The organism is Cryobacterium sp. TMT2-4, from assembly GCF_004402575.1.
Classification (GTDB): Bacteria; Actinomycetota; Actinomycetes; order Actinomycetales; family Microbacteriaceae; genus Cryobacterium; species Cryobacterium sandaracinum.
Map to the genome: position 1 here is coordinate 39,356 of NZ_SOGE01000034.1, position 25,072 is coordinate 64,427.

At 62.0% G+C, this 25,072-nt stretch carries 20 protein-coding genes; 9 read left to right on the plus strand and 11 right to left on the minus strand.

Annotated elements, in window-relative coordinates:
- Nucleotides 1-130: 130 nt before the first annotated feature.
- Nucleotides 131-631 (plus strand): CarD family transcriptional regulator, encoded by a 501-nt coding sequence (locus E3O54_RS11545; protein ID WP_104102105.1) that lies wholly within the window; start codon nt 131-133, stop codon nt 629-631.
- 398 nt (nt 632-1,029) lie between these two features.
- The gene (locus tag E3O54_RS11550; RefSeq protein WP_134401637.1) at nt 1,030-1,338 is read left to right on the plus strand and encodes a hypothetical protein; all 309 of its coding nucleotides are present in this window, start codon (nt 1,030-1,032) and stop codon (nt 1,336-1,338) included.
- A 639-nt stretch (nt 1,339-1,977) separates the two neighbouring features.
- Here the strand turns inward: E3O54_RS11550 and E3O54_RS11555 are convergent.
- The 3 genes from E3O54_RS11555 to E3O54_RS11565 form a co-directional block, all read right to left on the minus strand.
- Nucleotides 1,978-3,381 (minus strand): hypothetical protein, encoded by a 1,404-nt coding sequence (locus E3O54_RS11555; protein ID WP_134373700.1) that lies wholly within the window; start codon nt 3,379-3,381, stop codon nt 1,978-1,980.
- A 341-nt stretch (nt 3,382-3,722) separates the two neighbouring features.
- The gene (locus tag E3O54_RS11560; RefSeq protein ID WP_134373702.1) at nt 3,723-4,667 is read right to left on the minus strand and encodes a hypothetical protein; all 945 of its coding nucleotides are present in this window, start codon (nt 4,665-4,667) and stop codon (nt 3,723-3,725) included.
- Nucleotides 4,668-4,945: 278 nt separating this feature from the next.
- A complete protein-coding gene (locus tag E3O54_RS11565) occupies nt 4,946-5,464 on the minus strand; it encodes a hypothetical protein (RefSeq protein WP_134401638.1) in 519 nt (172 codons plus the stop codon).
- Nucleotides 5,465-5,898: 434 nt separating this feature from the next.
- Between E3O54_RS11565 and E3O54_RS11570 the strand changes: the two genes are divergently transcribed.
- On the plus strand, nt 5,899-6,408 hold the full coding sequence (locus tag E3O54_RS11570; protein WP_134373706.1) for a hypothetical protein: 510 nt from the start codon (nt 5,899-5,901) through the stop codon (nt 6,406-6,408).
- Between the two features lie 101 nt (nt 6,409-6,509).
- On the opposite strand, the gene E3O54_RS11575 is transcribed toward E3O54_RS11570, so the two are convergent.
- Nucleotides 6,510-7,085 carry a hypothetical protein gene (locus E3O54_RS11575; RefSeq protein WP_134373708.1) on the minus strand — a complete coding sequence of 192 codons (576 nt, stop codon included), beginning with the start codon at nt 7,083-7,085 and terminating at the stop codon, nt 6,510-6,512.
- 679 nt (nt 7,086-7,764) lie between these two features.
- On the opposite strand from E3O54_RS11575, the gene E3O54_RS11580 reads away from it, so the two are divergent.
- From E3O54_RS11580 to E3O54_RS11590, 3 genes are all read left to right on the plus strand, one after another.
- Entirely contained in the window at nt 7,765-8,361 is a 597-nt protein-coding gene (locus E3O54_RS11580) for a hypothetical protein (RefSeq protein ID WP_134373710.1), read from the plus strand.
- 160 nt (nt 8,362-8,521) lie between these two features.
- Nucleotides 8,522-8,767, plus strand: coding sequence for a hypothetical protein (locus tag E3O54_RS11585; RefSeq protein ID WP_134373712.1), 246 nt, complete (start codon nt 8,522-8,524; stop codon nt 8,765-8,767).
- Between the two features lie 595 nt (nt 8,768-9,362).
- Nucleotides 9,363-10,286 (plus strand): TM2 domain-containing protein, encoded by a 924-nt coding sequence (locus E3O54_RS11590; RefSeq protein ID WP_134401639.1) that lies wholly within the window; start codon nt 9,363-9,365, stop codon nt 10,284-10,286.
- An 80-nt stretch (nt 10,287-10,366) separates the two neighbouring features.
- On the opposite strand, the gene E3O54_RS16970 is transcribed toward E3O54_RS11590, so the two are convergent.
- The 6 genes from E3O54_RS16970 to E3O54_RS11630 all read right to left on the minus strand — a co-directional run bounded on the left by E3O54_RS16970 (nt 10,367) and on the right by E3O54_RS11630 (nt 20,232).
- A complete protein-coding gene (locus E3O54_RS16970; protein WP_241976882.1) occupies nt 10,367-11,437 on the minus strand; it encodes a DUF2510 domain-containing protein in 1,071 nt (356 codons plus the stop codon).
- 250 nt (nt 11,438-11,687) lie between these two features.
- Complete coding sequence (locus tag E3O54_RS11610) at nt 11,688-18,113, minus strand: DUF4011 domain-containing protein (protein WP_166805248.1); 6,426 nt, start codon at nt 18,111-18,113, stop codon at nt 11,688-11,690.
- 272 nt (nt 18,114-18,385) lie between these two features.
- On the minus strand, nt 18,386-18,964 hold the full coding sequence (locus E3O54_RS11615; protein ID WP_134401640.1) for a hypothetical protein: 579 nt from the start codon (nt 18,962-18,964) through the stop codon (nt 18,386-18,388).
- Between the two features lie 270 nt (nt 18,965-19,234).
- The gene (locus tag E3O54_RS11620) at nt 19,235-19,537 is read right to left on the minus strand and encodes a hypothetical protein (RefSeq protein ID WP_134373718.1); all 303 of its coding nucleotides are present in this window, start codon (nt 19,535-19,537) and stop codon (nt 19,235-19,237) included.
- Nucleotides 19,538-19,576: 39 nt separating this feature from the next.
- Entirely contained in the window at nt 19,577-19,876 is a 300-nt protein-coding gene (locus E3O54_RS11625) for a hypothetical protein (RefSeq protein ID WP_134373720.1), read from the minus strand.
- Nucleotides 19,876-20,232, minus strand: a complete 357-nt coding sequence (locus E3O54_RS11630; protein ID WP_134373722.1) for a hypothetical protein — start codon at nt 20,230-20,232, stop codon at nt 19,876-19,878. Before E3O54_RS11630 ends, E3O54_RS11625 begins: the two co-directional genes overlap by 1 nt.
- 204 nt (nt 20,233-20,436) lie before the next feature.
- Here E3O54_RS11630 and E3O54_RS11635 point away from each other — a divergent pair, with 204 nt between their 5' ends.
- Nucleotides 20,437-20,949: a hypothetical protein gene (locus E3O54_RS11635; RefSeq protein ID WP_134373724.1), complete on the plus strand. Its 513-nt coding sequence runs from the start codon at nt 20,437-20,439 to the stop codon at nt 20,947-20,949.
- 95 nt (nt 20,950-21,044) lie between these two features.
- On the opposite strand, the gene E3O54_RS11640 is transcribed toward E3O54_RS11635, so the two are convergent.
- On the minus strand, nt 21,045-22,913 hold the full coding sequence (locus E3O54_RS11640) for a hypothetical protein (RefSeq protein ID WP_134373726.1): 1,869 nt from the start codon (nt 22,911-22,913) through the stop codon (nt 21,045-21,047).
- Nucleotides 22,914-23,217: 304 nt separating this feature from the next.
- Here E3O54_RS11640 and E3O54_RS11645 point away from each other — a divergent pair, with 304 nt between their 5' ends.
- Entirely contained in the window at nt 23,218-23,814 is a 597-nt protein-coding gene (locus tag E3O54_RS11645) for a helicase associated domain-containing protein (RefSeq protein ID WP_134373728.1), read from the plus strand.
- Between the two features lie 168 nt (nt 23,815-23,982).
- Nucleotides 23,983-24,825: a metallophosphoesterase gene (locus tag E3O54_RS11650; RefSeq protein WP_134373730.1), complete on the plus strand. Its 843-nt coding sequence runs from the start codon at nt 23,983-23,985 to the stop codon at nt 24,823-24,825.
- The last annotated feature ends 247 nt before the right edge of the window (nt 24,826-25,072 follow it).

Genomic DNA, 25,072 nt, shown 5'->3' on the forward strand with positions numbered 1-25,072 from the left:
CCGCGCCACGCTTACTGCCGCAAGGTGAACGTTCAGGGGACTGTGGCACGATTGACAGGTTGGCCGCCGGGAATTCGGCTAGTCGGCGCCACCGGGACGCCGCATGCAGCACGATCTGAATCGAGTCAGTTTGAAGTTCATCGTTGGGGAAACCCTCGTCTATCCGCACCACGGTGCGGTCACCCTTACCGAGCTCTCCACCATAACGCTGAAGGGCGTCGCCCAGCCGGCGATGACGCTGCGCGTGCATTCGTCGCAGCTCACAATCCAACTTCCCATCGCGAATGCGGGGCTTGTTGGAGTGCGTGACGTCATCGATGCCGCTGGGCTGGAAGAGGTCTATAAGGTTCTGCGCGAGCCGTTCACGGAGGAAGCAACGAACTGGAGCCGCCGGTTCAAAGCGAATCAAGAGAAGATGGCGAGTGACAGCGTGACGCGCGTCGCCGAAGTCGTTCGGGACCTGTGGCGCCGCGAACAGGACGGCGGCGTGTCCGCCGGTGAGAAGCGGATGCTCGCCAAGTCCCGTCAACTCCTGGAGTCTGAGCTGGCGCTGGCGCTCGGCACATCACCGGAAGACACCGTCCTGGCTTTGGACGAGGTTCTCTCCGGAGCCCTCACCGAAGCGGTCTAGGCCCGCGCGGCGGTTCGACGCCCAAGCGATCCACCGACACGACGAAGTGTCGGATACCTTCCACGAGTGGGTGCTCGGGCCGTCGATGATCTACCTCCGCCCGTGCTTTCCGCGACCCGGTACATCCCTGACGAGGTGCAGGAGAACTAATACCGGCTCCTGGCCGAGAAATTGCGGCCGAAGCCCGTCGACCGACTCCTCGAAGTCGGATGCGGCTGCGGCTGCGGCGCCTGGCCTGCCTGAGGGGAACAAGCGGTTCGCGCGGTCATGGATGGCTCTCCGAATGTGTCTTCCGCCCGTTGTCCAGATAGCCACCGAGGAGTACCCTCCGCAAAGGTGGGGCGGGACGCTGGCTCACCCGATGCCAGGCGGGTCGTCCCTTGTTGAGAGGATTACTCATGAAACGCATGGTACTGGGGTGCGTTGTCGCACTCGGACTTGTTTTCGTCGGCGCCACTTCGGCTCAGGCTGGCGAGACCAGTGGCAATGGCAGTCCGGTCCCGGGCGCAAGGAACGCGAGTTCGGCGTGCGCCTATTCGGGCCGGGACCTCCCCGATGCTGAGGAAAACCAGCCGCCCCAATTCAACGACGACTTCGTCACGGACGGGCGCGTGCAGAGCTACGGGCGGTTCGTCAGCCACGGCTTCAAGGATCTGGTGCCCAGCCCGGGCGAAGCCTGCCGCGGCAACGTGACGTTTGAGGAATAGGCTGCCAAGCCGCGACCTCGGGCAACTGCGAGCACAGCCCCTACGATCTTCCCTTGGTCGCTGACCTCTGGCCGCGACGCGGCCGGTCAGAGGGCCATCATGATCGTGAGGGCTTCGCGGTTGCCCCGTCACGGTTGGCGACGGGGATGCGTCGGAGTTCACCGTGCGGTCGAAGACCCTCCGGGATCGACGGTCCCGTCGAGGATCGCCGGCATGAGGTGTGCGATCTAGGCGCGCACGGGAGAGGAGCCGATGATCGGTTGACAGTAGGTGGCACCAACCAGTTCTTCAGTGGCGATCGCCTGCGGGGAAAGCGGGCGGCGCCGAGCATGTCGGCGGTGAGGCTGCCGCCGGCGGACCTCCGATACGGGGTGATGGCGAGGAGACTGCGTTCCGGCCGGAGACACGTTCAACCATAAAAAAATAGGCCGCGCAACCGGTATCGATTGTCGCGACCTATTTCCACATGACGAGTCGGAATGATCCGAATCTAATTTCTGTGGGTGGTTCGGGAAATCCAAATTCGCCTGTGACCGCTGGGAAGTCGCGGAACGTGCCGGACGACATTCCAGCGATTAACTCCAGCTTTTCCACGACGAACATCGACGACTGGGTCACGCACCGGCGGTGTGGACTGCCCTATCGGACGATTTCCATATCATTCACGCACTCGAGCAGGTGCTTCGGCAGCAACGGTCTCCGACGCCAACCCGCCGCAACCGACGCTCGGGCACGCTGCGTGTCTCCCAAACCGGTGGCGAGCGCATCGAATTTGGCAGCTGCGTACGGAACGACCATTGGACCGTGGCGCCATCCCTGACGGGCACTATCGTGAACAGCCTTCGGATGCGGATGACCAAAACTGTTTGGAGTCGCGAACGAGTAGAGGAGCCTCGCATACTTCTCGGCGCGTGTCGTTCGAGCCGGAATGACACTTCCAATCCGAGGTTGCTTGGCACCATGGTGCGAGGCCGTTACCGCTGCATAGTCGACTGGAGTAGGTGAAGCCGGTATGGCATCGTAGGACGCATCACCCGTGAGCAGCCACTCAAGCTCACGCTCGATGTCTCGAACACGCATTGCCAAGCCGCTGTCGTTCCGGTTTCGTCCTGTACACGGCACGAGGCTGAGCCGTTGATCCGGGCCGGCATGTTGCTTGACCCATCGAGGGTTTTCCCATTGAAGCGAAATCTCTACGGCTTTTTTCGAGGCGTAGATGAGGATGTCTCCATGAGCATGGAGGATGTCAGAGGCCAGTTTCGTGTGGCTGGGTCCGATTCGCTGGCGTGGCGCGATCCAGACATGGGCCAGAAATCGGGGTTCCAGTCTCGCTCCTGCCCAGTGATCCGTGTCCCAGTGCGACAAGACGATCGGTTGGCCTCTGCACGCGCAGAATGAAAGGTTGGGTGGCGTTGAACCTGAGTGCCTTCCCATCCCTGCTCCGACGTCGAAATAGAGCCTTGGAGTGCCAGTTGTGTCGATAAGAGCGTTGGCTCCGCCTTGTCCCACGTCGATGGCGAGCATCTGCGAAAAAGCCGGAACTTCTCCAAGAGCCTTTTTGATTTTGACCTCGTCAGCGTTTGGCCAACTTCCCATGTCAAATATGCGCTTCAACGCCGGTGAGAATCTGCTTTCTCGTAGGTGGCCTATTTGGACATTCACTCCTTCCGAGTCGAAGAGGCCCTTCATGCCGGCATCAAAGAGCACGGCAGGGACACCATTTGGGTCCCCCGTCTCAAATTCGAGCCACGGAAGCTTGGCACCCAGGAGGGACCGAGACACTCTATCTTTCGCAGGAGAACTCACCTCGATTCGAACGATTGGTGCGTCGTCGAGGGGGTTCGGGCCGGACGGGCCGGATTCGAATAGTCCGCGCCAGTAGTTGTGCGCTGGCCCATCAGTAGATTCCAAATTCGCTGTCAGCGCGAACACACCCGACTCAAAACCGCGCCAATCGGCTCGGATGGCGTCGAGGACTACGGTCGGCCCAGTCTCGTCGTCGGCCGCAACCTTGATTTCCGTACGCGCGAAGTATCTGGTCACTAGTGTTTCACCCCTCGATGCCCGGAATTGGAGGGCAAGCCAGACGCGATTCATTGGAGCGCCACTATCGCACCATACAGTCCTTCCGCGACAGCGGTTGAGCGTGGATCCGCCCGTGGACAGAAAGAAACAAACCCAGATCGTGGCGCGATTCTAGTTCGCGGCCAAACTTGCCCGATAGTCGGACCTCGACGCACGCAGATTCGGTTCCAATTCGCGGCCGTTCCGAAGTCTTGGGCGGGTGTCATTGGGACCGCTCAGGGGCACGGCTTCGCTGTCGTGATGGTAGGGGCCAGGTCCTACTTCCATTCGACGGGAAATGATTGTGGCAATGACATTGCCTAATCTTCGCGCGCGTCGTTCTCGTTCTGGAGAGCCGTGTAGGACAAGGTCGGAGGCTCGCTTGCATCTTCGACCTCGGTCCATGTAACTCGGGACCGGCGCCCATAGAGATTCAGCGCTGTCTCCAACGCCTCGATCGCGCGCTGAGTGACCAGAGCGACCGCCGCAATCGACGAGGTCATCCGTATCTGTGCCGATTGGTTTTCAACGTCCACGACGGCCTCGCTGCGCTCCATCGCCTCGACGAATGCCCACTGTTTGCCATGGCTCAGACCCGACAACAACTTCCACCAAGCAAGCAGGGCCATGCGTGCGCTCGTGGGAATAGCTGGATCAGCTGTGATTGCTACCTCTGCTTTCTTGACCGTGTCGCTGTAAGTCACAGTGGTGAATGGGAAGTCGGCGGGATCTCCGAGGCTAGGGCGAGTCGCGATCAGCGCGCGGATCTCGGCCTGCGCGAGGGACTTCGACCGCGAGTTGAGGTTGCCCAGCGATATTTGAAACGTGTCGAAGTATTTCGCGTCTTCGACAGCCACCATGTAGCTTCGGCGTAGCCGCTCATCTCGGCTGACGGGCTCCAGTAGGTAGATGGCAAGCGAAGCGCTCTCGAGGGCGGCTCGGATCATCGGATAGAGCGCGGACATCGGGAGCGCTCCCGTTCCAGCGAGGACCGACTCCAGGATCGTTTGCACGGCCAGAAGGGCGTCCACCGATGCCGACATGGCCGTGCCGTGCAGGCTGCCGGTGCGCCATCGTCCGAGGTAACGGTCATCAAGTCGAAGGCTGCTCCTGTCGTCAACAACAGCGAAGAACTCACCCTTCAGCTTCGCTTCGGCGCTCGCAATGCGGGAAAACAGCAGCCGCAGAAGCGCGACGCCCACTTCCTCGGTGTCAGGGCTGATTGCGCGGTTGAAATCGAACTGGGGCGGGTTCGGAATAGTCACCCCTGAGAGTAGACCCACCTGAGATGATTGCTCACGCTGTTCACCCAGCTGCCACGCCTACTTGCCTTGCCCCGCTGCCGCGTCACTCACAGACGTGATGATTGACGCCGCCGTGGTGGCCCAACTTGCAGAAACCGATGATATGGATGGAAGGGCGAGCTGAACTCTTGATGCCGTCGGGCCCGTCGGCAAAGCCTCGATAAGCTGCACGATACCGTCGCGATCCCTGTTGGAATCGAACAGCTGATTGGGTTGCAACTCCGTTCGATAGGCGAGGTTCAGTTTGTGGTCGGCTCGCCTTGCTCGTTAAATTCGCCGAGGCGCTGCTGCAGGCCAGGCATATAAGCATCTGGATTCGACCCGATGACGTCCAAGTGTTTTCCCAGCGTCGCGGCGAGGTCCCGAACCGTTTCTTCGAACAGCATTTGCACGCGGTTCGCGTCTTCAATCATTTCGATCTCGGTCTCCAGGCCGTCCCAAGCATCCGACCACTCGCTGAAGAAATGGTGAGCGAGACGATTTCGTTCGCCCACTGCCATGGTCAGTTTCTCTTCTAAGATCGGGTCCCGCGCCAGGGTACGGAGCGCTGAGAACACAGTCCCCATTGTCGAGGTCGAGAGCGTATCGACGGCCCGGTCGAGTTCAGCTTGGGAGGCGAAGTCCTTCAACGTCACCCGATGCACGTTGACTAAGACTCGAAGCCAAAACTCCAACGCCTGCGATCCGTGCATAGCTCGGCCATAGGCAGCGAAGACCCTCTCGTCGCCGGCCGAGTGACTTTGTTCTTTGGAGGACATGGATTGACGATATCGGTTGACCTCGTGGACGGTTGCTTTCAAGCATCTCGCGATCCGTCATCATGGGGCCATAACAGACATAGTTTGGTGGAACTTCGCCTCCACTCTCGGTGTGGCCGGCGCCTAGGCAGTCCGCACTCTGGACCCGGGGTAATGCCCTTGACCGCAAGCATCACATGCCTATTCGTTACCGGAAATCGGGAGCCGGGCAGAGAATCCGCCGCCAGACCTTTCAACCGTGGAGCAGGAGGGGCCTCACCTCGAAACTCATGGCAGGCTCTGGAGTTGAATCGCCTGCTCGATAGGGCGCCACCATGCGTGCATGCTAGCGAGACGATCGGCGGCTGCCCGTCTCAGTGCCAAAGGCCGTGAGTGCGACCTGGAACAAGGGCGATGCTGCATCCGTTGCGAGCGGCACTCGATACGTTTGTCCAATGAACCAGAGCAGCATCATCAACCTTGGCCTCCTGCTCATCACCGCGATCGGGGTAGGTGTCACCGCATGGCAGGCGGTCGACGCGCGTCACGCCCGGGACGATGCCCGTGCTGCCAGGGACGCCGCACAGGAGCACGAGACGGTCGCCCTCCGCGCATCAGCCGATTCGGCCTCCGCCGCCGCGCGGTCGGCGGAGGCGCTCGAACAGAGGAACGCGATTGAACTTTCGAAGATCGCGACCGACCCCTGGTCGCTCAGCAGTATCGGGAGCAAGTACGAACTCCGCAATATCTCGAAGGACGTTATGCATGTCGTGTCGGTTGACGAGCTCGGCGAGGGAAATGACATCACCCTTTTTGAACACGATCTGCAGGATGTCGGGCCGGGAGAGTCGATCTACTTCGACTACAGCAAGACATTCGCGAGCCCGGCAAGCACAACACTCCACGTGAGTTGGGGTGACCCGATCACCGGCGCCCGGACTTCCTGGCGCCGCACGCTCTCATGATCCCGCTCTGACTGACGAGCGAGTCGCTTATTGATTAGAAGGGACATATTCCGCCACTGCCGCTTGAGCCTTGCCCTGGCCCACGTTCTGGCTGGTCGCCGTCACCAGAACGGCAGGGAGTCGTTCCAGGGATGGTCCGGGGGAAGTCCAACGCGTGGGTCGAGCGCCAATTCGCGCAGTTTGGGCGGCAACAGAATCGGAGCATCGTAGGCAGATTCTTCCAACAGCCCCCACTGGTCTTCGTAGCCGGCCCATGTCCACATTGAAACGCGCGCGCGATCGACGCCAACGTTTCGTTTTCCCTGGACTGCATCCGGGTCGGTGAGCCAGTCCTGATGGACTATCCACGTCGCAGCGGCGACTACATTACGCGGAATGATGAATGACCGTGGCCGCTCGTGTGGCTCCTGGGGAAGGGCGACGAATACGAACCACTCACGGCTGGTCTGAGCAGGCAATTGCGCCTTGGGGGTGACCGGCCAACTCGTCTTCGGAGTGACACCATTCGCCGATTTCACTTGGACCTCGATCATGGTCCTCGAATCGTCGGCACGCACGGCGAGGATATCCGTGCGTTCAAGGCCATCGCGGGTGAGAGCGGCGCCCCAGTTCAACCGGCTCAGGACCGAGCAGACCCAATGCTCTCCAGCGGACTTCGTCATCTTCGTGTCGACCATCACGCCAGTATGGCCGAGTTCGATTGTGCGACCTGCCGAACTGTGCCTCGGTGAGGGTGGTCGGCCTTCTGGTTAGGGACAACTGGTTGCGCAGATGCTGCCTGAACGCTCATCGAATCACGGCGTATTCCGGTAAGTTTCGGACATGGGGTTTTCGGTGAGGCTTGCGCCGGGCGTGCGAATCAGAATGAACAGCCGTGGGGTCCGCGCGAGCATCGGTACCCGCGCCGCACGGATCCATGTGGGCTCGGGCAGAACAGGATTCTCCACGGGGGCGGGTCCCTTCAGTTTTTACACTTCGCTGAGCGGATCGCAAAGCCGGTCGCGTGCGCGGTCGTCGGGTCCCACGCGTCGTTCCCCGGCAGCGACTTCGCGCGCTTTGGAAGCGTCGGCTCGGTCGGTCGCGGCTAGTGAGCGCCTCCTGTACATTCAGGAACTCGTCGACCTGGTCGCCAGCCTGACGAGCCTGCATTGGGCCGATTTTCAGTCGAGCTCAGCGCCGGTTGCCCCGCCAACGCAGCTAATCGATGAAGCTGCCGTGTTCCTACGCCACCGCCAGGCTGCTCTCAAAGGGGTTGGGATTCTCGCATGGTCGCGCAGAGCGCAAGCCAAACGCGACGGCAGGGAGTCAGCTGCTCGCGAAATAGCAGCCGCGTGGGCAGCCGCCGACGACGCCAGAATGGCACAACAGGAGGATCTCGACCAGGTCTGGTCCGCTCTCGGGGCCAACGATCCGTACACGGTCATGCACGTGCTGGAAACAGCCTTCGAGGACAACGACGCCATGGCAGTCCCGCTCTCCGTTGACGGCGCCGAAGCCAGTGTTCTCGTGCTAGTCCCGCCGTCGACAGCGATGCCGTCGAAGTTGCCGAGTGTCACTCCCGGCGGGAAGCCGACGCTGAAGCAGGCGACGAAGCAGGCTACGGCGACACTCCATAAGGAGGCGGTCGCGGGCTTCACCCTCGTCACGGTCAAGGAAGCATTCGCCCAGGTACCGGCACTGCAGAGCGTGCGGGTCGTAGCCGTTACTCGGTCGGCCCCGGACGCGTACGGAACGATCAGCGCGCAGGTGCTCTTGGCGGCGACGTTCGAGCGTTCCCGCCTCGTTGGGGTTCGGTGGCGTGAGACCGGCGCCATCCAGATTGTCAACGAGGCGTCGTCGGAGCTGGCCATCCGGCAGAGTGGCTCGGCCCAGGCGCTGACGCCCTTGGATCTGTCCACGGAGCCGGAGCTTGACGCTCTGATCAAGAGCGTGGATCTCACCGAGCAGGACTAGCTCGCGCCAGCTCGCCTGTGGGTGAGTCTATGTCGACCGATCCGACGCTGCGGATTGTGCCGGACCAGAGACTTCTCGCGCCAGGACGGGGCTCACCCCGGCACCGTGCTCCGAGTCCTCACCACGCCCGCTCAAACCCCACCTTGGCTAGTGTGTCCGTATGAGCTCCGAATACAAGACCCCCAGCGACCTCCTGGAGGACGAGCGCCGGAAGCGGCGGGCCGAGGAACTGCTCCGGATCATTCCCGGCCTCCCCGCAGACCAGGCCGCGCACGCCGTCGACCGCTGGTGTTCCATGCTCGGGTCTGCCACGTCGATGGAGGAGGTGGACCGCAGGACGTTCGCGGATTTCCGGGCTGGCCTGGGTCTCGGCTCTGACGGTGGTTCCGCGGGGGTCTTGACGTAATTCCGCCTTATCGGCCATCTTGCCGGTCATGGCACATCTCGCAAGCCCGCGCCGCCGAGTATCTTTTGCGGCCACCGCTCGCAGACTGTGCCGCGTTCCGAGGAAAGACCGCCATCGCGGATGGGAATCACGGGGATCCGCGGACGTGCCAGCCGTGCATGCCGGACCCCGGCCTGCGCTGAGAATCGATGCCTCGTTGCAAGATCTCTCTGGCCACCTCGCTGTCGTTCGCGGGGCCCGCGGTGCACAGCGATCTTGGCGGAGCCTAGCACCGGCCGTGTGCGCCTAGACTGGGGCCGGGTCAGGCCCGCCGGCATATGCATCGACCGGTGTCGGGTCGTGCTCGTACGGTCCGCTGCCGCGCCGCGGACGACACGACTGGCGGAAGGCCGATCGCGCACCGACGGCCAACACGAGGGACAAAATGGGGGACGACTTGTCGAGCAGCCCGCCACCGCCACCACGCGTAACGCCGCCGCCGCCGCGACCCTCGCCCCTTTCCCCGCCCCGCGTGTCCCCGCCTCCGCCACGGTTCGTACCGCCGGCTCCGCCGGGAGACCGGGAGCGCACGCAGACCCCACGTCCCGCAGGAACGGTGCCTGAAGGCAGCAAGAGCTTCATCGTGACGTTGCTGCTTTCGTTCTTTCTTGGTGTCTTCGGCGCCGACCGGTTCTACCTCGGAAAGACCGGCTCGGCCGTCTTGAAGCTCGTCACCGTCGGTGGCTTCGGCTACTGGATGATCATCGACCTGCTCATCACGCTCTTCGGCGGCCAGCGCGACGTGGGCGGATTTAGGTTGGCCGGATACGACAAGCACAGGAAGACTGCCTGGATCGTCATCGCTGCAGTTTTCGGTTCAGCTGTACTGATCAGCATCGGTGCGGTGACACTCGCGGCCGCCGTCGACAGCGGTGGTCCGACGTCGTTCGGCTGGGTGCTCCTGGCGATCCTCGCTGCAGTCGGGATCGTCGCGGGCTCGATCTGGATGCTGCATCGTCGTCGGGCCCATGGCGCAGCCGCGAAGGACCCGCGCGCCGTCGACTCGCTGCCCCCGCTCGTCCGCGAGCGCATCGCGAAACTGCAAACGCTCCGGCAGCTGTACCTGATGCACGCGGCAGCCGGCGACCGCGTCGCACCGTCGCTGATCGGGCAGATCGATTCAGTGATCGTAAACGTGACTGAACTATTCCGGCGGCTCAGCCTTCCGACCGACAAGGTGCAACGGGCTCTTGCCCAAGCCGAGTACGTCGACAAACTCGGCAAGCTAGCTGAGGCACTCGATCGCGACTACCTGCTGGACGTGCTCGCCAACCCGCGACTGTGGGACAACCCGGAGCAGCATATCCGCGGTGTAGCAGTGATGTTCGACGCGGTAGATGCCCAGCTTCTTGACAATATCCGGCAGGTGAACGGCCGCCGTGGGTTGAAGTTTCAGGTCGCAATCGACGGTCTTATGGACCCACGTAAGGCGATGGACGACCGGCAGCGCGACCTTGGCTCAGCGTCGGGCGCCGAATAGCGCGCGTTTCGGCTACGGCTCACTGCACGGCCGCGGGGTGGGCGCCGTGTCAAGGCGCCGTGCTCACGATGGCGGATAAGTCAGGTCCATTGCTGACCGTCCCACCAGCGTTGTCGGCCGGAACCGTCGTCATACCAACCTGCGGGAGTGATCGCGCGCGAGTCCGCGAGTATCTTGACCTCTTCTGCCTGGAACCGCTCAGTCCATTGCTGGCCATCCCACCACTGCTGCTGGCCAGAGCCATCGTCATACCACCCCGCCGGAGCGGGGTCCTGTTCAGAGCTGCGCAGAGCGGGATTTCTCTCGAGCATGTAGTTGATGCGATCCGAGAACTGTTGCGGGGTGAGTTTGTTCAGTTCGCTCTGCCAGTCCAGAAGCGCGCCGTCCGCATCGTCGATTCGGGCATTGGACAGCAACCTCCACTGCTCTTCGCTGAACGCCCGAGCGAGGAGCATCGCCCGAACACGCTCCTGCCACTCTGCACTGCTCATACTGATCTGCGGCATTCCGAACCCCGCCTCCACATCAGTGGATGGCGTTACCGGCGCAGTGTCTGGTGCACCTGGCGACCTCGGAGCAACCTGACCTTGGGTAGTCTGAAAATGAGCCGTCCACTCGTGGCCATCCCACCACCGCAGGTTTCCCGAGCCATCGTCATACCACCCTGCGGGCGCCGGGGCTCGACGCGGGTCGGACTGGAAGTGTTCAGTCCACTGCTGGCCATCCCACCAGCGCTGACGCCCGGAATCCGCGTCGTACCAGCCCGCGGGTGCGGAAACGCGCGAAATGGCAACCGCTGCTTGACCTTCGGCCCGGCGAGCCTCGGCGAGGCTTGACTCTAACTCGCGGAGCCGCGAATTCTTGTCGCGGGACGCGCCCACCATAGCAATGGTGCCGATTGTCAGTCCGACCAGTGCGAGACCAGCGATTGCCGCACCGAGTCCTGGTCCGTCCTCGTCCGATTGCGCGTACTCATAGTCCGGGGAGGATCCCTCCTCCTTGTCAACTGGAACCGACTCCGCGGGTCCTACGAGCGCATTCGTCCCGTTCTTATACAGCAGATCCCGTTGAGCGCCGGGAGTACCTTTAGAGTTCGCAAGATGCGTTCCCTTCGGAACACGGACACTTCGGAGTTGCCATTCTTCAGCCATGCGATTCCTTTCTCCGATGCCTCTGGAAGGATTGCCCACCAGCGCAGCATCCGCATCCTTCGCACGAATCGGGACGGAATCTGAGTCTTGAGCCATGTGAGTTTTTGCCTGTTCTCTTTGTTCAATCGAACGTACTGAGCTCCGCCTTTAAGCCGGGGCCTCAAAGAAAACCGAGCTACGCCGCGGCGCCTGCCTCCTGACGGCAACTGAAATAGGCGAAGGGCGATGACGGTCGTTCGAGCAGTCCTGATCAGGGGTTGGCAGCCAAGTAGACGCCGTTTTGTGTGCGTTCTAGCCGACCGTTGTTTTGCCCGGTCAGTAGCGCGGCCGAGAGGAGATCTCGGGACTTGGTCGTCAGCGATGTACCGCCAAACATGTTCAGGGTCTCCCGCATCAGTTCTACTTCATTCATCCCTGCTGAGGTGTGGCAAATTTCCACCATTGCATTAACCAGTTCTCGAGGGCTGATGTGTTCGAGAGGGCGGGCGACCCCACCAGGCGTTGGGCGGAATCCTCGCCAGGTCCTCGGGTCAAGGCGGGCCGGCCAAGCGAACGGTTTCTCGTCCTGGGCCTTCAGCTCCTCGGGCAGGTGCCGAAGGATCGATTGCATGCGAGTTGCACTAACTCGTTCGAGCCCGAATCCCAGCGCCAGTAATTTAGTGAGGCGTACGTAGTGGATGGGTCCCTCCGCGTCGACAATCGCTCTGAGTGCGGTGGATACGGAGGCAGCGGCCTGTAGGCGAGGGAGGGCATCCAGGACACCGGTTTGCCCGAGGTAGCGAACTTGGTATGGATCGAATCTCTCCGCATTCAAAGAAGGCGGGGGCCCAGCCAGGGCGTGGGAGCGATACGTCGGGGACAAGGCAGATGCTAGTTTCCGCTCAGTCGTCGAGGGCGATGCACCCAGTGAGGGTGGCGTCTGAGCGTGCAGTGCCATGGCCATTGGTTCCTCTGGGGTCTCCGTCTGGCTTGCCTTTGCGGCCGCGGCGAGCGTTTGGGTAAGTCGATCGAGCACAGAATCTCGACTGCTCAGCCATTCAGGCATCCATATCCGTTCCACGGCTGGCCAGCGCATCAGCTTCGAGAGGACCTCGACCGGCAGTCCGTCCCGATCCGAGACGGTGCGCCTCGCCGCCCAACCGGGTCCGTCCAGCAGCACGGCCATGATGGGCTTGCCGGGGTCGCCCTGCTCGGCGACGCTCAAGTCGATTCGGAAATCGGAGAGGCCAACATCCGTCGTCACCGTGAGTCCGCGCTCTCGCAGCCCTTCGGCGATGTCTTCTCGGTGACGGTCAATGGCGGTCGATATCCGCGTTGACCCGGCCGCCGCGTCGCCACCCTTTTCCGCCATTTCAAGGTACGCCTTGAAGTGTTTAATGCCGACCGAGGTCGTTTCCTCCGCCCTGAGGTCTTTCGGGTTGAAGCTGCTGAATACGATTACCTGGCGCCTCGCCCTTGTAATTGCCACGTTGAGTCGACGCTCACCTCCGGGCAGGTTCAACGGCCCGAAGTTCAGGGGGAGGTATCCACGGTCGTTGGCACTGAAAGCCGTTGAGAAAAGGATGGTGTCGCGCTCGTCACCCTGAACATTTTCCAGGTTCTTCACGAATAGGCCGTCGGTGTCGTTGTCGAGCGCCTGCACTATGCGGTCGTCACCACTGTCGCGCAGTCTGGTCTCGATCAGAGTTCGCTGTTGCATGTTGAATGTCACTACTCCGATTGAGGGAACCACGAGGGGGGAGGCCCAGAATCGTCTGATGATCTCGTCCACGACTGCTTCGGCTTCCACCGGGTTGGTGCGGAGAGCTTTGCCCGTGCCGCTTCGCAGGAACTGGCCGTTTACACGTTCCAAGCTCACACCGTAGCCGGCGATCCCATTATTCCCGGACGTGTGTATGGGTGCCGGGAATGATGAAAGGCGGTCGCGGTAGTAGGCCCGGTTACTGTAACTGATCAGGGATTCGTCCTGACTCCGATAGTGCCAGGATAACCATTTGCTCGGGACTTGGGATTGCACACACTCGGAAAGAATGGATTCCTCATCACGGACGAATTCCATCGCTCCGCTGTCGTCATCCGCGGAGCCGATGCTGCTTTCGCCGAAGCTGGATGGCGGCATCTGTTTGCTGTCCCCAACTACGACGACGGATTTCGCGCGCCCCATTGCTCCGATCGCATCCGCGACCCGAACTTGGGAGGCCTCATCGAAGACGATGATGTCGAATAGTCCGGCTTGCGCGGGAAAGAACCTGGCAACGGATTCCGGACTCATCAGCATGCAAGGCATGATTTGCGTGATGAGGTCTCCGAAGTTGCGCATCAGGTCCCGCACACCCATGCCGCCGCGCTGCCGGTCCAGCTGCCGTTTGAGCAGCCCAATCTGGCCGGTGCTCGCGGTGGCACCAAAGGTGCGTTGACCGAGAACGGTGAACGGAATATAGGACGGTAGGTGTTCGCGTACCGCGCGGGAGGAGTCAGTGAAGCGCGTGATTGAACGGTTGTGCGCCACAGTTTCGAACTGGTCCAGGGCAGTCGCGTGAGCGCGTTCGCCAATCGATGCGATCGCGAGGCCCTTCTCAAACGCCCGGCTGGCGTCGACGAGTTCGGTCGTGCCGGCCAGGATGCTTGTCCGCGCCTCTGACAGGCCCGCTGCTGTAAGTGGTGCGAGGTGTTCCAGGAGATCGACCCACCGACGCAGGGAATGCATTTGGGGATCGAGGGCGTCTCGCTCGGGAGCCGTCCGCCGCCACGCAGCAATGAATCCGATGTGGCCCGACCATTTGACTAGCGGCTGTGGGGTCACGCCCAGCGCGGAAATGAGTTCCTCCACTGCGGTGCCACACCTTGTGACGGCCGCACGCAGCTTAGGGCTGACATTCGCACCAGCATCGCTGTAGTAGGCGCGCAATGCGACCGTGAACGCCTCGCCGTGCGGCGAAGTAGACGGCGTGAGCACGCTGCCCACCCAGCGAAGCCAGTTAAGTTGCCTGGACAGGACTTCCACGTCCGGGGCCAGAAGGGGGTTCCACTCTCCGGGGATCGTCACCCCATCCACGCTTCGAACTAGGACCCTGACCTCGTCCAGTTTGGATTGCGCGGCGACGAGTTGCCTCGTGACTTCCGACAGGCTCTTCAGAGGGATGACTACGCCTTCCACCAACACGCCGTCAAGCATCTGTAGAGCAGCGAGCCTGCGTTTCTTGCGCCCGAAGAAGCCGGAGGCGTCGGCTGCGGTTGCGGCGGCATGGACACTTGTTGTATCGAGCTGGAATGCGGCCGGGGTGACCACGTCGAGGGCGGCCTGGTATCCGGCAATGAACGCAGTCACCGCAGCCATCGCATCGCGCTCGGCGTCACGCCACTCACTCGCGACGGTCGCCTCAAGGACGCTCAAAGGGAGTCGGGGCGACGTCGCGAGTGTTGCCAGGGCAGTGAACTCCGGCGCTGTAACAGTATGGGTAAGCACGCCAGCGACGGTCCCGTCGGCCGGTAAGTCTTTGACCGCGGCATCCATTTCGAGGGATGCCGCGCGAACCCGCTCAATGTCCAGTGACGGTACGGGCGGCTCAGTCAGGAACGCCCACGGGTGCTCCGGCCGTGCACGTGCCGGTTCCGCAACATCCGGGAGATTCCGAAACACCCGTCGAACATCATCCAGAACATCGGCGGTGACGTGACCCGGCAGATCCGACGGCACCGACATCGCCGCTACATCCTGGGCGGAGGACAGCGCTTGGGTCCTGGCTGAGTAGTACGAGAGGCCGGCCGGGTTCTCGTCGTGGAGCCTGCTCGCATACCGCGCCAGGCTTCCTCGTGCGGTCGCCAGCGCCTCAAGGTCATTCTTGAGGCCTTGTCCGTCGACCGTCACACGGTGTTCGAGAGCGGCTCGAATTTGGGCGCGCACGGCAACGGGCTTGCTGGCTTTGTCGTGCAGATCCAGGGCGAATGCACCCATGCCCACTTCCTCGAGCCGCTTCTGCACCACTTGGAGAGCTGCTCGCTTTTCCGCCACGAAGAGGACTCTCTTGCCGTCGGCCACGGCTCGGGTGAGGAGGTTCGTGATGGTTTGCGATTTGCCTGTGCCCGGAGGACCCTCGAGTACAAAGGTGCGATTCGCAACCGCTTCCGCGACGGCGGCAAGCTGTGAGGAGTCACCGGGAACCGGGCATTCGGCGCCGAGAGCGTCAAGGTCGGCCAAGGGTGGAGGTGGGACAGGGTCAGCGAATGCCTCGGTCGGCGTATAGATGAGATGGTTGACGAGTGAGTTTTCGGCGAGCGTTTCCCAGTTCTCGTCGAGGTCCTTCCAGAGCCGAAACTTGGCAAATTGGAGGATTGCCAGGTCCAAAGTCGACTCCACACGGTAGTGGAGTTTGGCCGCGACGATCGCTTCACGGGTGGCTCTCAGCGCCGCTTCTAGGTCGATTCCCGAAGCGCCTTCGACCGGCTTCTCCAGTCCCGGGATAGATAGACCGTCCTCTTGGCGCAGCTTCTCCAAAAGGCAGTAGTTGGGTGTTGACTGGCCTGCTTCGTCCAGCACCACTCGGTAGCTCCCGGCCCGGTTCGTCGTTTCCAGGGTCACGGGAACCAAGACCAGCGGGGAGCGCAACTCGCGTCCCTTGACATTCCAGACCAGGGTCCCGAATGCGAGGTAGAGATTGTTTGCACCTGTCTCCTGAACGACGGTGCGCGCCTTGTACGCAAGAGCTCGCAGTCGGGTCGTGTAGGCAGCATCGGTCACATCGGCATACACAGACTTCTTGTCCTGCAGGAGCAACGCGAGTTGGTCTTGGGGAAGGTCTCGCCCAAACCGGATGCCGCGCTGACGGTCAATGCTGGCGACCTGGTCCGAGGGCAGAAGGGTCAGTCCCGTGCCGTTGACAATAAGATCTTCGATGCTCGCGAGGTAGCGGTCGGCAACTACGAGGGGGAGCCTGCCGCGGTCAGTGAAGTTGATCAGCCTGTTGCGGAGGCTGAGGTCGAGCAGCGCGTTCTTCCATTGCTCGACGCGGTACGGAACGACCCGGCCGGGCCTGTCTTTCATGGTTCCGGCAGGGGCGCCGGCATGCGGTGGGGTCGGCATATCTGGAGTGTGGGGGTGGTACTCAGTGGCGATGATGGTGCCGCTATCGTCCTGGGTGCGCGCTGGCAGGGGGATGATCTGGTTCTTCCGCGCCTGCACAACGTCGGTCACCCCGATGACGTTCTCAAGGTTGCCGGAAAGCTGCGAGACGTACGGTGATCGTTGCGACTGAGCGAAGGTGCTCTCGGTGAGCTCGGTCGTCAGCATCGTCGTCTCGACGAGCTTGATCAGTTCGAGGTCGACGAGGTTGACGACCTCCGTCGCATCCGTCGTCGCCGGAGCACCAAGACTGCGGTCTTCCTCGCGCCAGTAGCCGACGAAAGCGTGTCCATCGACGACCCAGAGAAGTGGGTTGATTCCCGCTTGCTCAAGGGCAGCGGCGAACACGACCGTAGTGTCCAGACAGGTGCCAACCCGTCCCTCGAGAACCTCGGCAGGGTTGCGCACCTTCTGTCCCACGTCAGCCCAACTAGCTGGTGGATTGGAATAGCGGATGGCGCGATTCCGCATCGCCTCGAAAACAGCCGCGACGATCTCGTCGACCCTGTCGGGGCCGGCCTGATACCCCTGAAGCGAGCCGCTACCCGTGTCGTGTTCGAGGATGTCGGAAGCCTCGCTAAGCAGCGGTGCGATCGCAGGGTGGTTCGGCTGCACATGGGCGGCCAGCATCTCCAGTGCCAATTCAACCGGGCGTGACACCCACTGGTGCGCAGCCAGAAGCTGGACCTCGACTGACTTCTCGGCCACGGTATCCCCGGCCACGAGTAGTCGAGCGCGAATGACGGCCGGACGTTGCTCCTCGACAGTCAGCATCACCGCTGGGTCCATGAGCAAACCGAGCTCGGTGAATGAGCTGGGTCGGCCGGCCCCGAGCTCTACCAGTATCTCCCGGGGGGATCCAAGACTGCCGAGGGCACTGGTGACCTCAAGCCGGAGTACAGCCTCACGAAGCTCCGGGCCATGGTTCGTGATGGTCAGTTCGCTGACGACGGCCTGTCGGTTGTGGGCCAGAGCGTAGCTGAGGATCGGAGTCGCGGAAAGCTCAATCTCGTACGTGGCACTCATAACCGGCGAAGCCGGCCCCGCGACTTGGGATGCAGCAGGGGTTTCCTGGGCGCCGTGCTTCGGAATCACGACGGTTTCCTCCGCCGGATTTGGACGGGCGGGAGCTACCGCGAGTTTGAGCTCCGCCGCGGCCCCGGCTTGTTCCGTGGCGTCCACGAGCGCGAGCAGTCGCTCAGCACTGTCAATCGCCCGATAGGCGTCGTTGTTATCAAACTCCCCACCGTGCGCCCAGCTGTTCCGTACATCGCGCAATTCGCTGGCGAGCCTCTGCGCTTCGCGCGGAAGCATGTCCGCGAAGGGATACCCCACCGGATCCAACCGCTCGGTGATGACCCGGAGAAGTGACTGCAGGTCTTTGGGCGAGTAGGTCTTACCCAGGATGCGGTTGTGGCGGTCCTTCTCCTCGAGAAGGGTCACCCAAGTCTTCCCTTGAGGAACAATCGGGGTGAGGGCAGCGCTGACGAAAGGTCCGAGGCCATCTACGACGAGTTCAAGTGCCCGTGCGACGTACTCGCGGTTAGTCAGGTCCACGTTGACTGCTCCTCTGCATCACCCCGGCTGGGCAGAACGCTGCGCAAGACAACGCTCTCCCATACAACCAGAACCAGCGGATCGCGGCTCCCAGTCCTGTCGCCCCCGAACAGGGGCGCTAGGGATTCAAGAAGATTCATCAGGTGGCCTTCATCAGACGCTCTGGGCGGATGGACGGGTTCGAGCCGGAGTAGTGGCCGACCTCGATGCCGACTCCGAATCTTTCACCAACCATCGGCTGCTTGTCCCAGCAATTGTGTTGCTCGGCGCGTCTATAGGTCTGCGAGAAGTGAAGCTTTTCTGTGATCCGACTCAATGTCCCGGAGGGCGATACCGGTGTACTCGACCACTAGTTGGATGTCGTAATTCTCTCCAGTAAGAGCGAGACAGATGCTGGTGTTCTCATTGGCCCATGTCTCAAAGCGAGAATGATGGCCCACACTGATCGCCATACCCCATTCGGTCGGGTCATCTTCGTACAGGTCGTCGTTCCAATAGATGTTGGATTCTCCGGAGACGCCGTACTTGCTTGTGAGCGCTTCTTTGAGCGTTGAAAAGGCGGTGATATAGCTGTTCTTGTTCTGGTACTCCTGCGTGATGATGTATTTGGCTCGGACGAGTTGGTCCTCAATGAGGATGTAGAATACCTGCGCTTGCAGCCCGGCCAACACAGTGTTGAACCCCAGCGAGTCTTCGTCTTCATGATCCGGTTGCTGCACCTCAGAAGCCTTGATCTCCGACATGGTGGCGCCCCACGGCACTTTCCTGAAGCCGAGGGCAAGTTGAGCTGGGTTGCCAGCCATGGGCGAAGGCTCTGTGGCCCAAGTCCCGTCATCGTTCAGGACGACCATCGCACCACCTTCAGTTGTCGCGCGCATCGAACCCCCATTGAAATCCTTGACTGAACCACTCGAGTGAGTGCCTCGTACAAGTCAACAGGATCGGGCCACGCGGGGGCGGAGTTCGGCTACCCCCAATTCGCGCGACTCTTGGAGAGGCGATCAATGCCAAGAGATCTCGAACAGTGTCGGCCACGGCTGCGGTGATCAAGTCACCTCTTACGTCCCAGTAGGGGAGCGCGTTGATGGGCCGGTAGTCATAGGGCCGCTTCTGGGCGTCGGTCATGGTCGGATCAACGTCTTCGGCACAGAATCAATGCGGACAACGGGGGTGGATTCGCGGGTCGTCAGCCACACGCCGGGCACGTTCAAGTTGATCAGCAACACCATGGATTGCCCGATGTGGCATCGGACAACCTCGAACAGATCGATGTCGTCGCCGTCCTGGCGCAGGCGAAGGGGTGCGTGAACCCCGGGACTGGTCACGCGCCGAAGCAGTCGTCGGTCGAGGTCGAGCCAGTAGCGAGTGGCGGATGCCGTCGTTACGACGTAACAGCCGGTTGCGTCATCCGTCAAAGTATCCACGCTGTGCTCCTTCCGGGCCCGACTAGCCCATTTCGCCGATCACTCCGCGGGTGCGGGTGCGATGCTCTGGATCGTGGTGGACAGCTGCCAGTAGTTCTCGACGAAGGCCGACTCGTCATCCTCGGGATTCATCAACCAGTAGCCCCGTGCGCCGACCCCGCAGCGCACGATCTCACGGAGCGGCCGCGTCCGATCGTTCACGGTTCGACTGGCACCTTCGCCGGGGATTCGGGTGACCGTCATCGCGTCCAGATCGAATCGATACGTGGAACTCAGCGTCGTCACAATCCAGCGGCCGCCCTCGGCACCGGTCAGCTCCTCCGTCCGTTCGCTGGCCATCACTCGGGGCGATCTGCCGGCTGAGCGGGCACAGGTTCAATGCGCACGACGGTGCTGGAACGTTGCCAGTAGTACTCAACGGTCTCAATGTCGGGGCCTTCGGGGTTTAGGAGCCAGTAGCCGAGCTTTCCAACCCTGCACTCCACGATCTCCCTCAGCGGGCGAGTGGGCCCATTATCCGTGGGGGCGGACGAGGGATCGGGAAACCGAAACCTGTCGATGGTCATGGCGTCCAGGTCGATCCGATAGGTCGAGTCCTCAGTCGTGATGAGCCAACATCCGCCTTCGATACCCCACAGGAAATCCGGTCCACTCGCCCCGCAGTCGCCTGCAGCGCCTTCAGCCATGTCAACCATGCCGCACCCCGTTTCTCTCGGACCGGGTGTCCACTTGTCGGACCTCTCGGGCCTGCTGAAGTTCAACGCTACGAAAGTTGCCGGTTTCAATCAGCCGACTCAGCGACAAACCCGGCCAGCCCCGTGGTGAAAGGTAGGACACACGGGAGTCTTCAGCGGCTTCAGCAATAGGCTGCGAGGCAAATAGCTACGTGGAGGTGGACCATGGCCGGAGCAGAGCGTCCCGGGGAACCGGACACCTCGGGGGTTTCCGAGCCCGGTGTGTGGCGGCTCAGGCGTGCCATGGCGGCGAGCCCGGATGTGGTTTCGCCGCAGCTCGCGCGCAGCCTGCAGGCGACAGAGAACATGTGGCGCAGTATCGCCGCAGAGTTTGGGTTGCTGACCAGCGGGCAAGTCGCCGAACTCCTGGGTGCCAGGCCGTCAAACCGGAAGCTGGCGGCGCGGCGGCGCGCTGCGCATCAGATCGCCGGTGTCGTCCGGCGGAATGCTGTCCTGTATCCGGGTTACCAATTCGATCGGGCCCGCGGAACGATCATCCCGGTTATGGCGCGGCTCATCGAACTGGCGGCGGCAAATAACTGGTCCGAGGCGGATTTGTTGCTTTGGCTGTGCTCTCCGACGACGGCATTTGACGCGGAGGACCGTCCCGTCGATCATCTCGAGCAACCGGATGCAGTGTTGCGTGCGGCCAAGAATCAGTTCGAGGCCCGGTGGTGACGGTGTTGAGGCTGCCCGTGCAATCCACGGGCTTTCGGCGACCCCATACAAGAAGTCGCTCCTGAGAATCTTCAGGAGCGACTTCTTGGATTCGGCTATGTCGTAGGCGCAGCACCATCCTCAGGGGTGCACCGGGTTGCCCGCTGACGGTCTCCGCGACGCGCGTTCGTGGTTGTTTCTACCGCCACTGTGTTCGAGGCCTGATCCTGGACTTCAACGCGTAGGTACGCGGCGATTGAGCGCAGGTTGTAGTTGGTGAGCAGGATCGTCACGAAAACCTGGGCGGCAGCGAACCCGCGCACGCTTCGGCGGGAGGCGTCGTCCAAACTCTCAAGAACGGGGCTATTGACACCGGCGTTCAGGCTTTCAGCGGAGTTCCGTGGTGGAGTATGAAATTCCTGCCACTCCGGGCTGCCGTAAGTGAAGGCCTGACGCTCGCGCAGACCGTCCTGTTTGCCGAAGGTCACAGAATGCTGGATGCAGATTTTGTCGGGATATTCCGGGAGGTCGTTCTCGGCGACGCGAGGACTGGCCGAGCTGACGTCGCTCGCGGGCCTTTCGCGTAGGCGGCAGGTGACGGTCGGGTTGGCCCCGACGGCGGGGCACATCATGCGGACCCGGCCTTGGTCATCGGGCTTGCCCTTGGGACGAAGCTCGAAGTGAACGCGTGCCTGAATGCGACCTCTATATGTTTCTGCGTCGATGGTGCCGTTGACGTGATCCCTGGACGCGTTTTGGAGTGTCGTGGGCATGCTGGCGCAGTAGGCCTTGCCTTCGATAAAGGTTGATCCGAAATGGCCGCCTTGCACTCCGAGTCGCTCGATGCGGTAATCGGTCGACGGTGTGAACCCGAGGTTGAACGTGGGCTCATGGAGACGCTCGACGCGGGAGCTGGCGAAGTAGGCCTTGTCGGCATCCGTGATGCCGAGTGCGAGGCCGGTGCTGAGTGCCGAACGCATCAGCGAAACGGCTTCTTCGGTCACCCCGATGTTGGGCATGCTCAGGGTTGCACTGATCGCCAGCTTGGGGAATCGGGATTCCCCGGGGTGTTCCGAGTCGACGCGCACGGCGATATTGGCCATCCAGCCCCAGGTGAAGTCGCTCCTGCCGACACCCTTCCCGTGCACATGCCAGCCGGCGAATGCGTCAACAGGTCCAGAATCCAGGGACAGAGGGCTGGTGCCGATTTCGTCTGCAACATTCTTCGCCAAGTTGTTTTTGGAGAAGCCGCGGGTGGTCGGCGACCCGATGAACGTCTGGTCGACGGCGAGTTCGATGCGATGGGTGGCCTGGCGGAGGCGCCGCGGCTGCTGCATAAATGTCATGTGCAGGAACCCCTTCGTGAATTCGCCCAGACGGGTCTTCATCTTCTTTTCGAGGTCAGAGTCGTGCGCGTCTAGGACGGCCTGGATCTCCGTGTACGTGTTTGCCGTTTTCCTCTCCTGAGGAAAGGGATCCATGAGTGGGAGCATGCGGTGGAAGGCACGGTGAGTGACGTCGAACCAGCGCTTGGCCTCGCGAGTTTCGCCTGCGAAACCAGGTGCCACATCGGAGAGGTGCAGAAGCGTGCGGGATTCCTGAGTCAGTCGGTTCTGTAGGACCACCGCGAGGGAGCTGATCTGGAGCGGACCGTGCTCGCTGGCGAGCAGAAGAAGCCCAACCAGGGTGGCGTGGTCAGAGATGAGGGGGAGTCGTGCGCTGGCACCGGTGACGTGAGCGTCCTCGCTTCGCCACGCATCCAGCTTGTCAAGGATGCCTGACTGGAGAACCCGGGAGTGGGCCAGAGCGACCTGCTGCGAAGTGAAGACATGGTCTGTGCGACCACCGGAGTGGACTTCGGATGCGCTCATGCCGCCGAAATCGGTGGTGTCCGGTGTGGTGGAGTCAGTAGTCATGGTTGCCCGCAGCTTGGGGAGGCTGTTGGTGTCGGAGTTGAGGTTGTCGATGAATCGGTTGTTTGTCATAAGACATATGTGTGCGGCGGATTTCGGGCACTGAGCAGAATTCGGCCATATTCGTCACCTTCCAACCCCTTGCCTGAAGGTAATGCCTGATCAATTGCATAAAAAGAATTTCAAAAGAATTTCTGAGATTCTCAGATCTGTCGATATTGGAACGCCTCGCACCACAACCGTAGGAAGAATTCGCGGATCAATCCGCCGATTCATGGACGAAGTCCCGTGAGTCCGCGAGCGATCGCGCATCTTCAGGCTGCCCCGCGCATGACTTCGTCGAGGCCGCCACCCCGGTGGCCACGACGGGCTACCGATGAACGGCACGAATCCCCAGGAGAACCTGTACGCCAAAGCCGAGGCGCTCTGGCTGAAAGATCCAGATCCGGACCCACGCTCGGTCCGCTACGCGGAAGCCGACAGGAACAGTGCACACCGCGGCGCTTCCCGACCGACCGCAGCCAAACGCCCAGCCAACTGGGTCTCTGCCCTCTATAGCTACGAAGACTACTGGCGTGAAAACGGGAGAACCCCGCGCGAGCGCACCCGAAACCTTGCCACCCTCCCCGCGGAAGAACGGCGCCGGGGCGAGTGGGCCCGGTACCAGCGCCGCTTCGAAGACAAACTCTGCCGATACCAGCTCCTTCGGCTCGACGTCTCACCGGCATTCGAGTTGGATCCCCACGACCAGGCATGGCAGGAAAACTTCGACGCCTGTGTCCAACACGTTGACCTGACCGGGAAACTGCCGTCCCACAACGGTGCAGACACGGTGGAGTTCTCGCTGGCCAGATGGTTGGGCCGCCAGCTCCGACAGTTGCAGATGGGGACACAGTCCGCGGGCCGGGCCGCGCAGCTCGCTGTGCTCATGGCCCTGCAGAACACTGGATCTGGACTCCGCCACTCCCGCTGAGTACGGGATACCCGAAAGACCGACTCGTCGACAACGGATGCCCAGCGTGCACCCCAAGAGGAACACCTCACCGTAATTTGGTGACATGGCTATTCACGAACCGGAGTCCCGATGCGGGTGTCTCGCGCTCGGTGATTGCCGAGCGTGGGACAAGTCAGCGAGGGCGCTGTGATCACTGCGACCGGGCGCGGCACGCTGTCCGCCGCCAATCGCATCGGATTCCTCGGCGACACCCACGGCGACATGCAACACGTGTTGACCGTGGCACGAACGATGTCAGCCCGAGGGATCGAACATCTGGTGGTCCTGGGCGATTTCGGGTTTCTGTGGCCGGGGCACAACTGGGGCATCGATATTGACAAGTTGAGCCGACGACTCAAGATGACGGCCCAGACCCTCGCGTTCGTTGACGGCAATCACGAGGACTTCGACCTCCTCTACAAGTTCCCGGTCGCCGATGACGGGCTGCGCTGGATCCGACCGAACATCGTCCACATCCCGCGTGGTTACAGGACCGTACTTGCAAGCGGCGCCACCCTTGCTGCCCTCGGCGGCGCCAACTCGGTCGATATCGGCCATCGTGTTTTGGGGCGTTCCGTCTGGGCGGAAGAGTCAATCACCGAGGCAGACCTCACCACGCTCGGGCACGAAGTTGCCGACGTGCTCATCGGACACGATGCACCTCTGGACCTACCGTCCCTAGATGCGTGGCTGGCGGCAACAGACCACGGGTGGCCGCCAGCCGGCCTCAAGTACTCCGCTGAAGGACGTGCCATGTTCCATCGCGGGTTCCAGCAAGTACGTCCCCGGCTCTACCTCGGCGGCCACTACCACCTGCACGTCGACGAACTGGTCACCCACGCCTCCGGCGACGCGGAATTCCAGACACGCGTTGTGATCTTGGATCAGGGTGGCTCAGCATCCGCGAGCAGCCAGGCCATCCTCGACGTGCAAACCCTTGGCCTGGAATTCATCACCCGGGATGGTGGCAGAGAAGGGCCGACGAAATAAAAACCGATGCGCTCGATGACCGCGAAGGCACCCCCGCCGTTTACTGGCGATCAAGGCAACCCTCCTCATCTTCTCCTCGATCTTGGTGCCAGCGGTGTCTGTCGCGGTGAGTTTTGCAGCCAAGGTCTTCGCTCTCCGCGCACACTCGCAATGACCTCATCCGAGCAGCTGTGCAGGGCGGTCGCCGCTGTCCATGCCCGGGAACAGCGAGAACCCCGCGCTTGGGCGGGGTTCTCGCTGTGGCGAC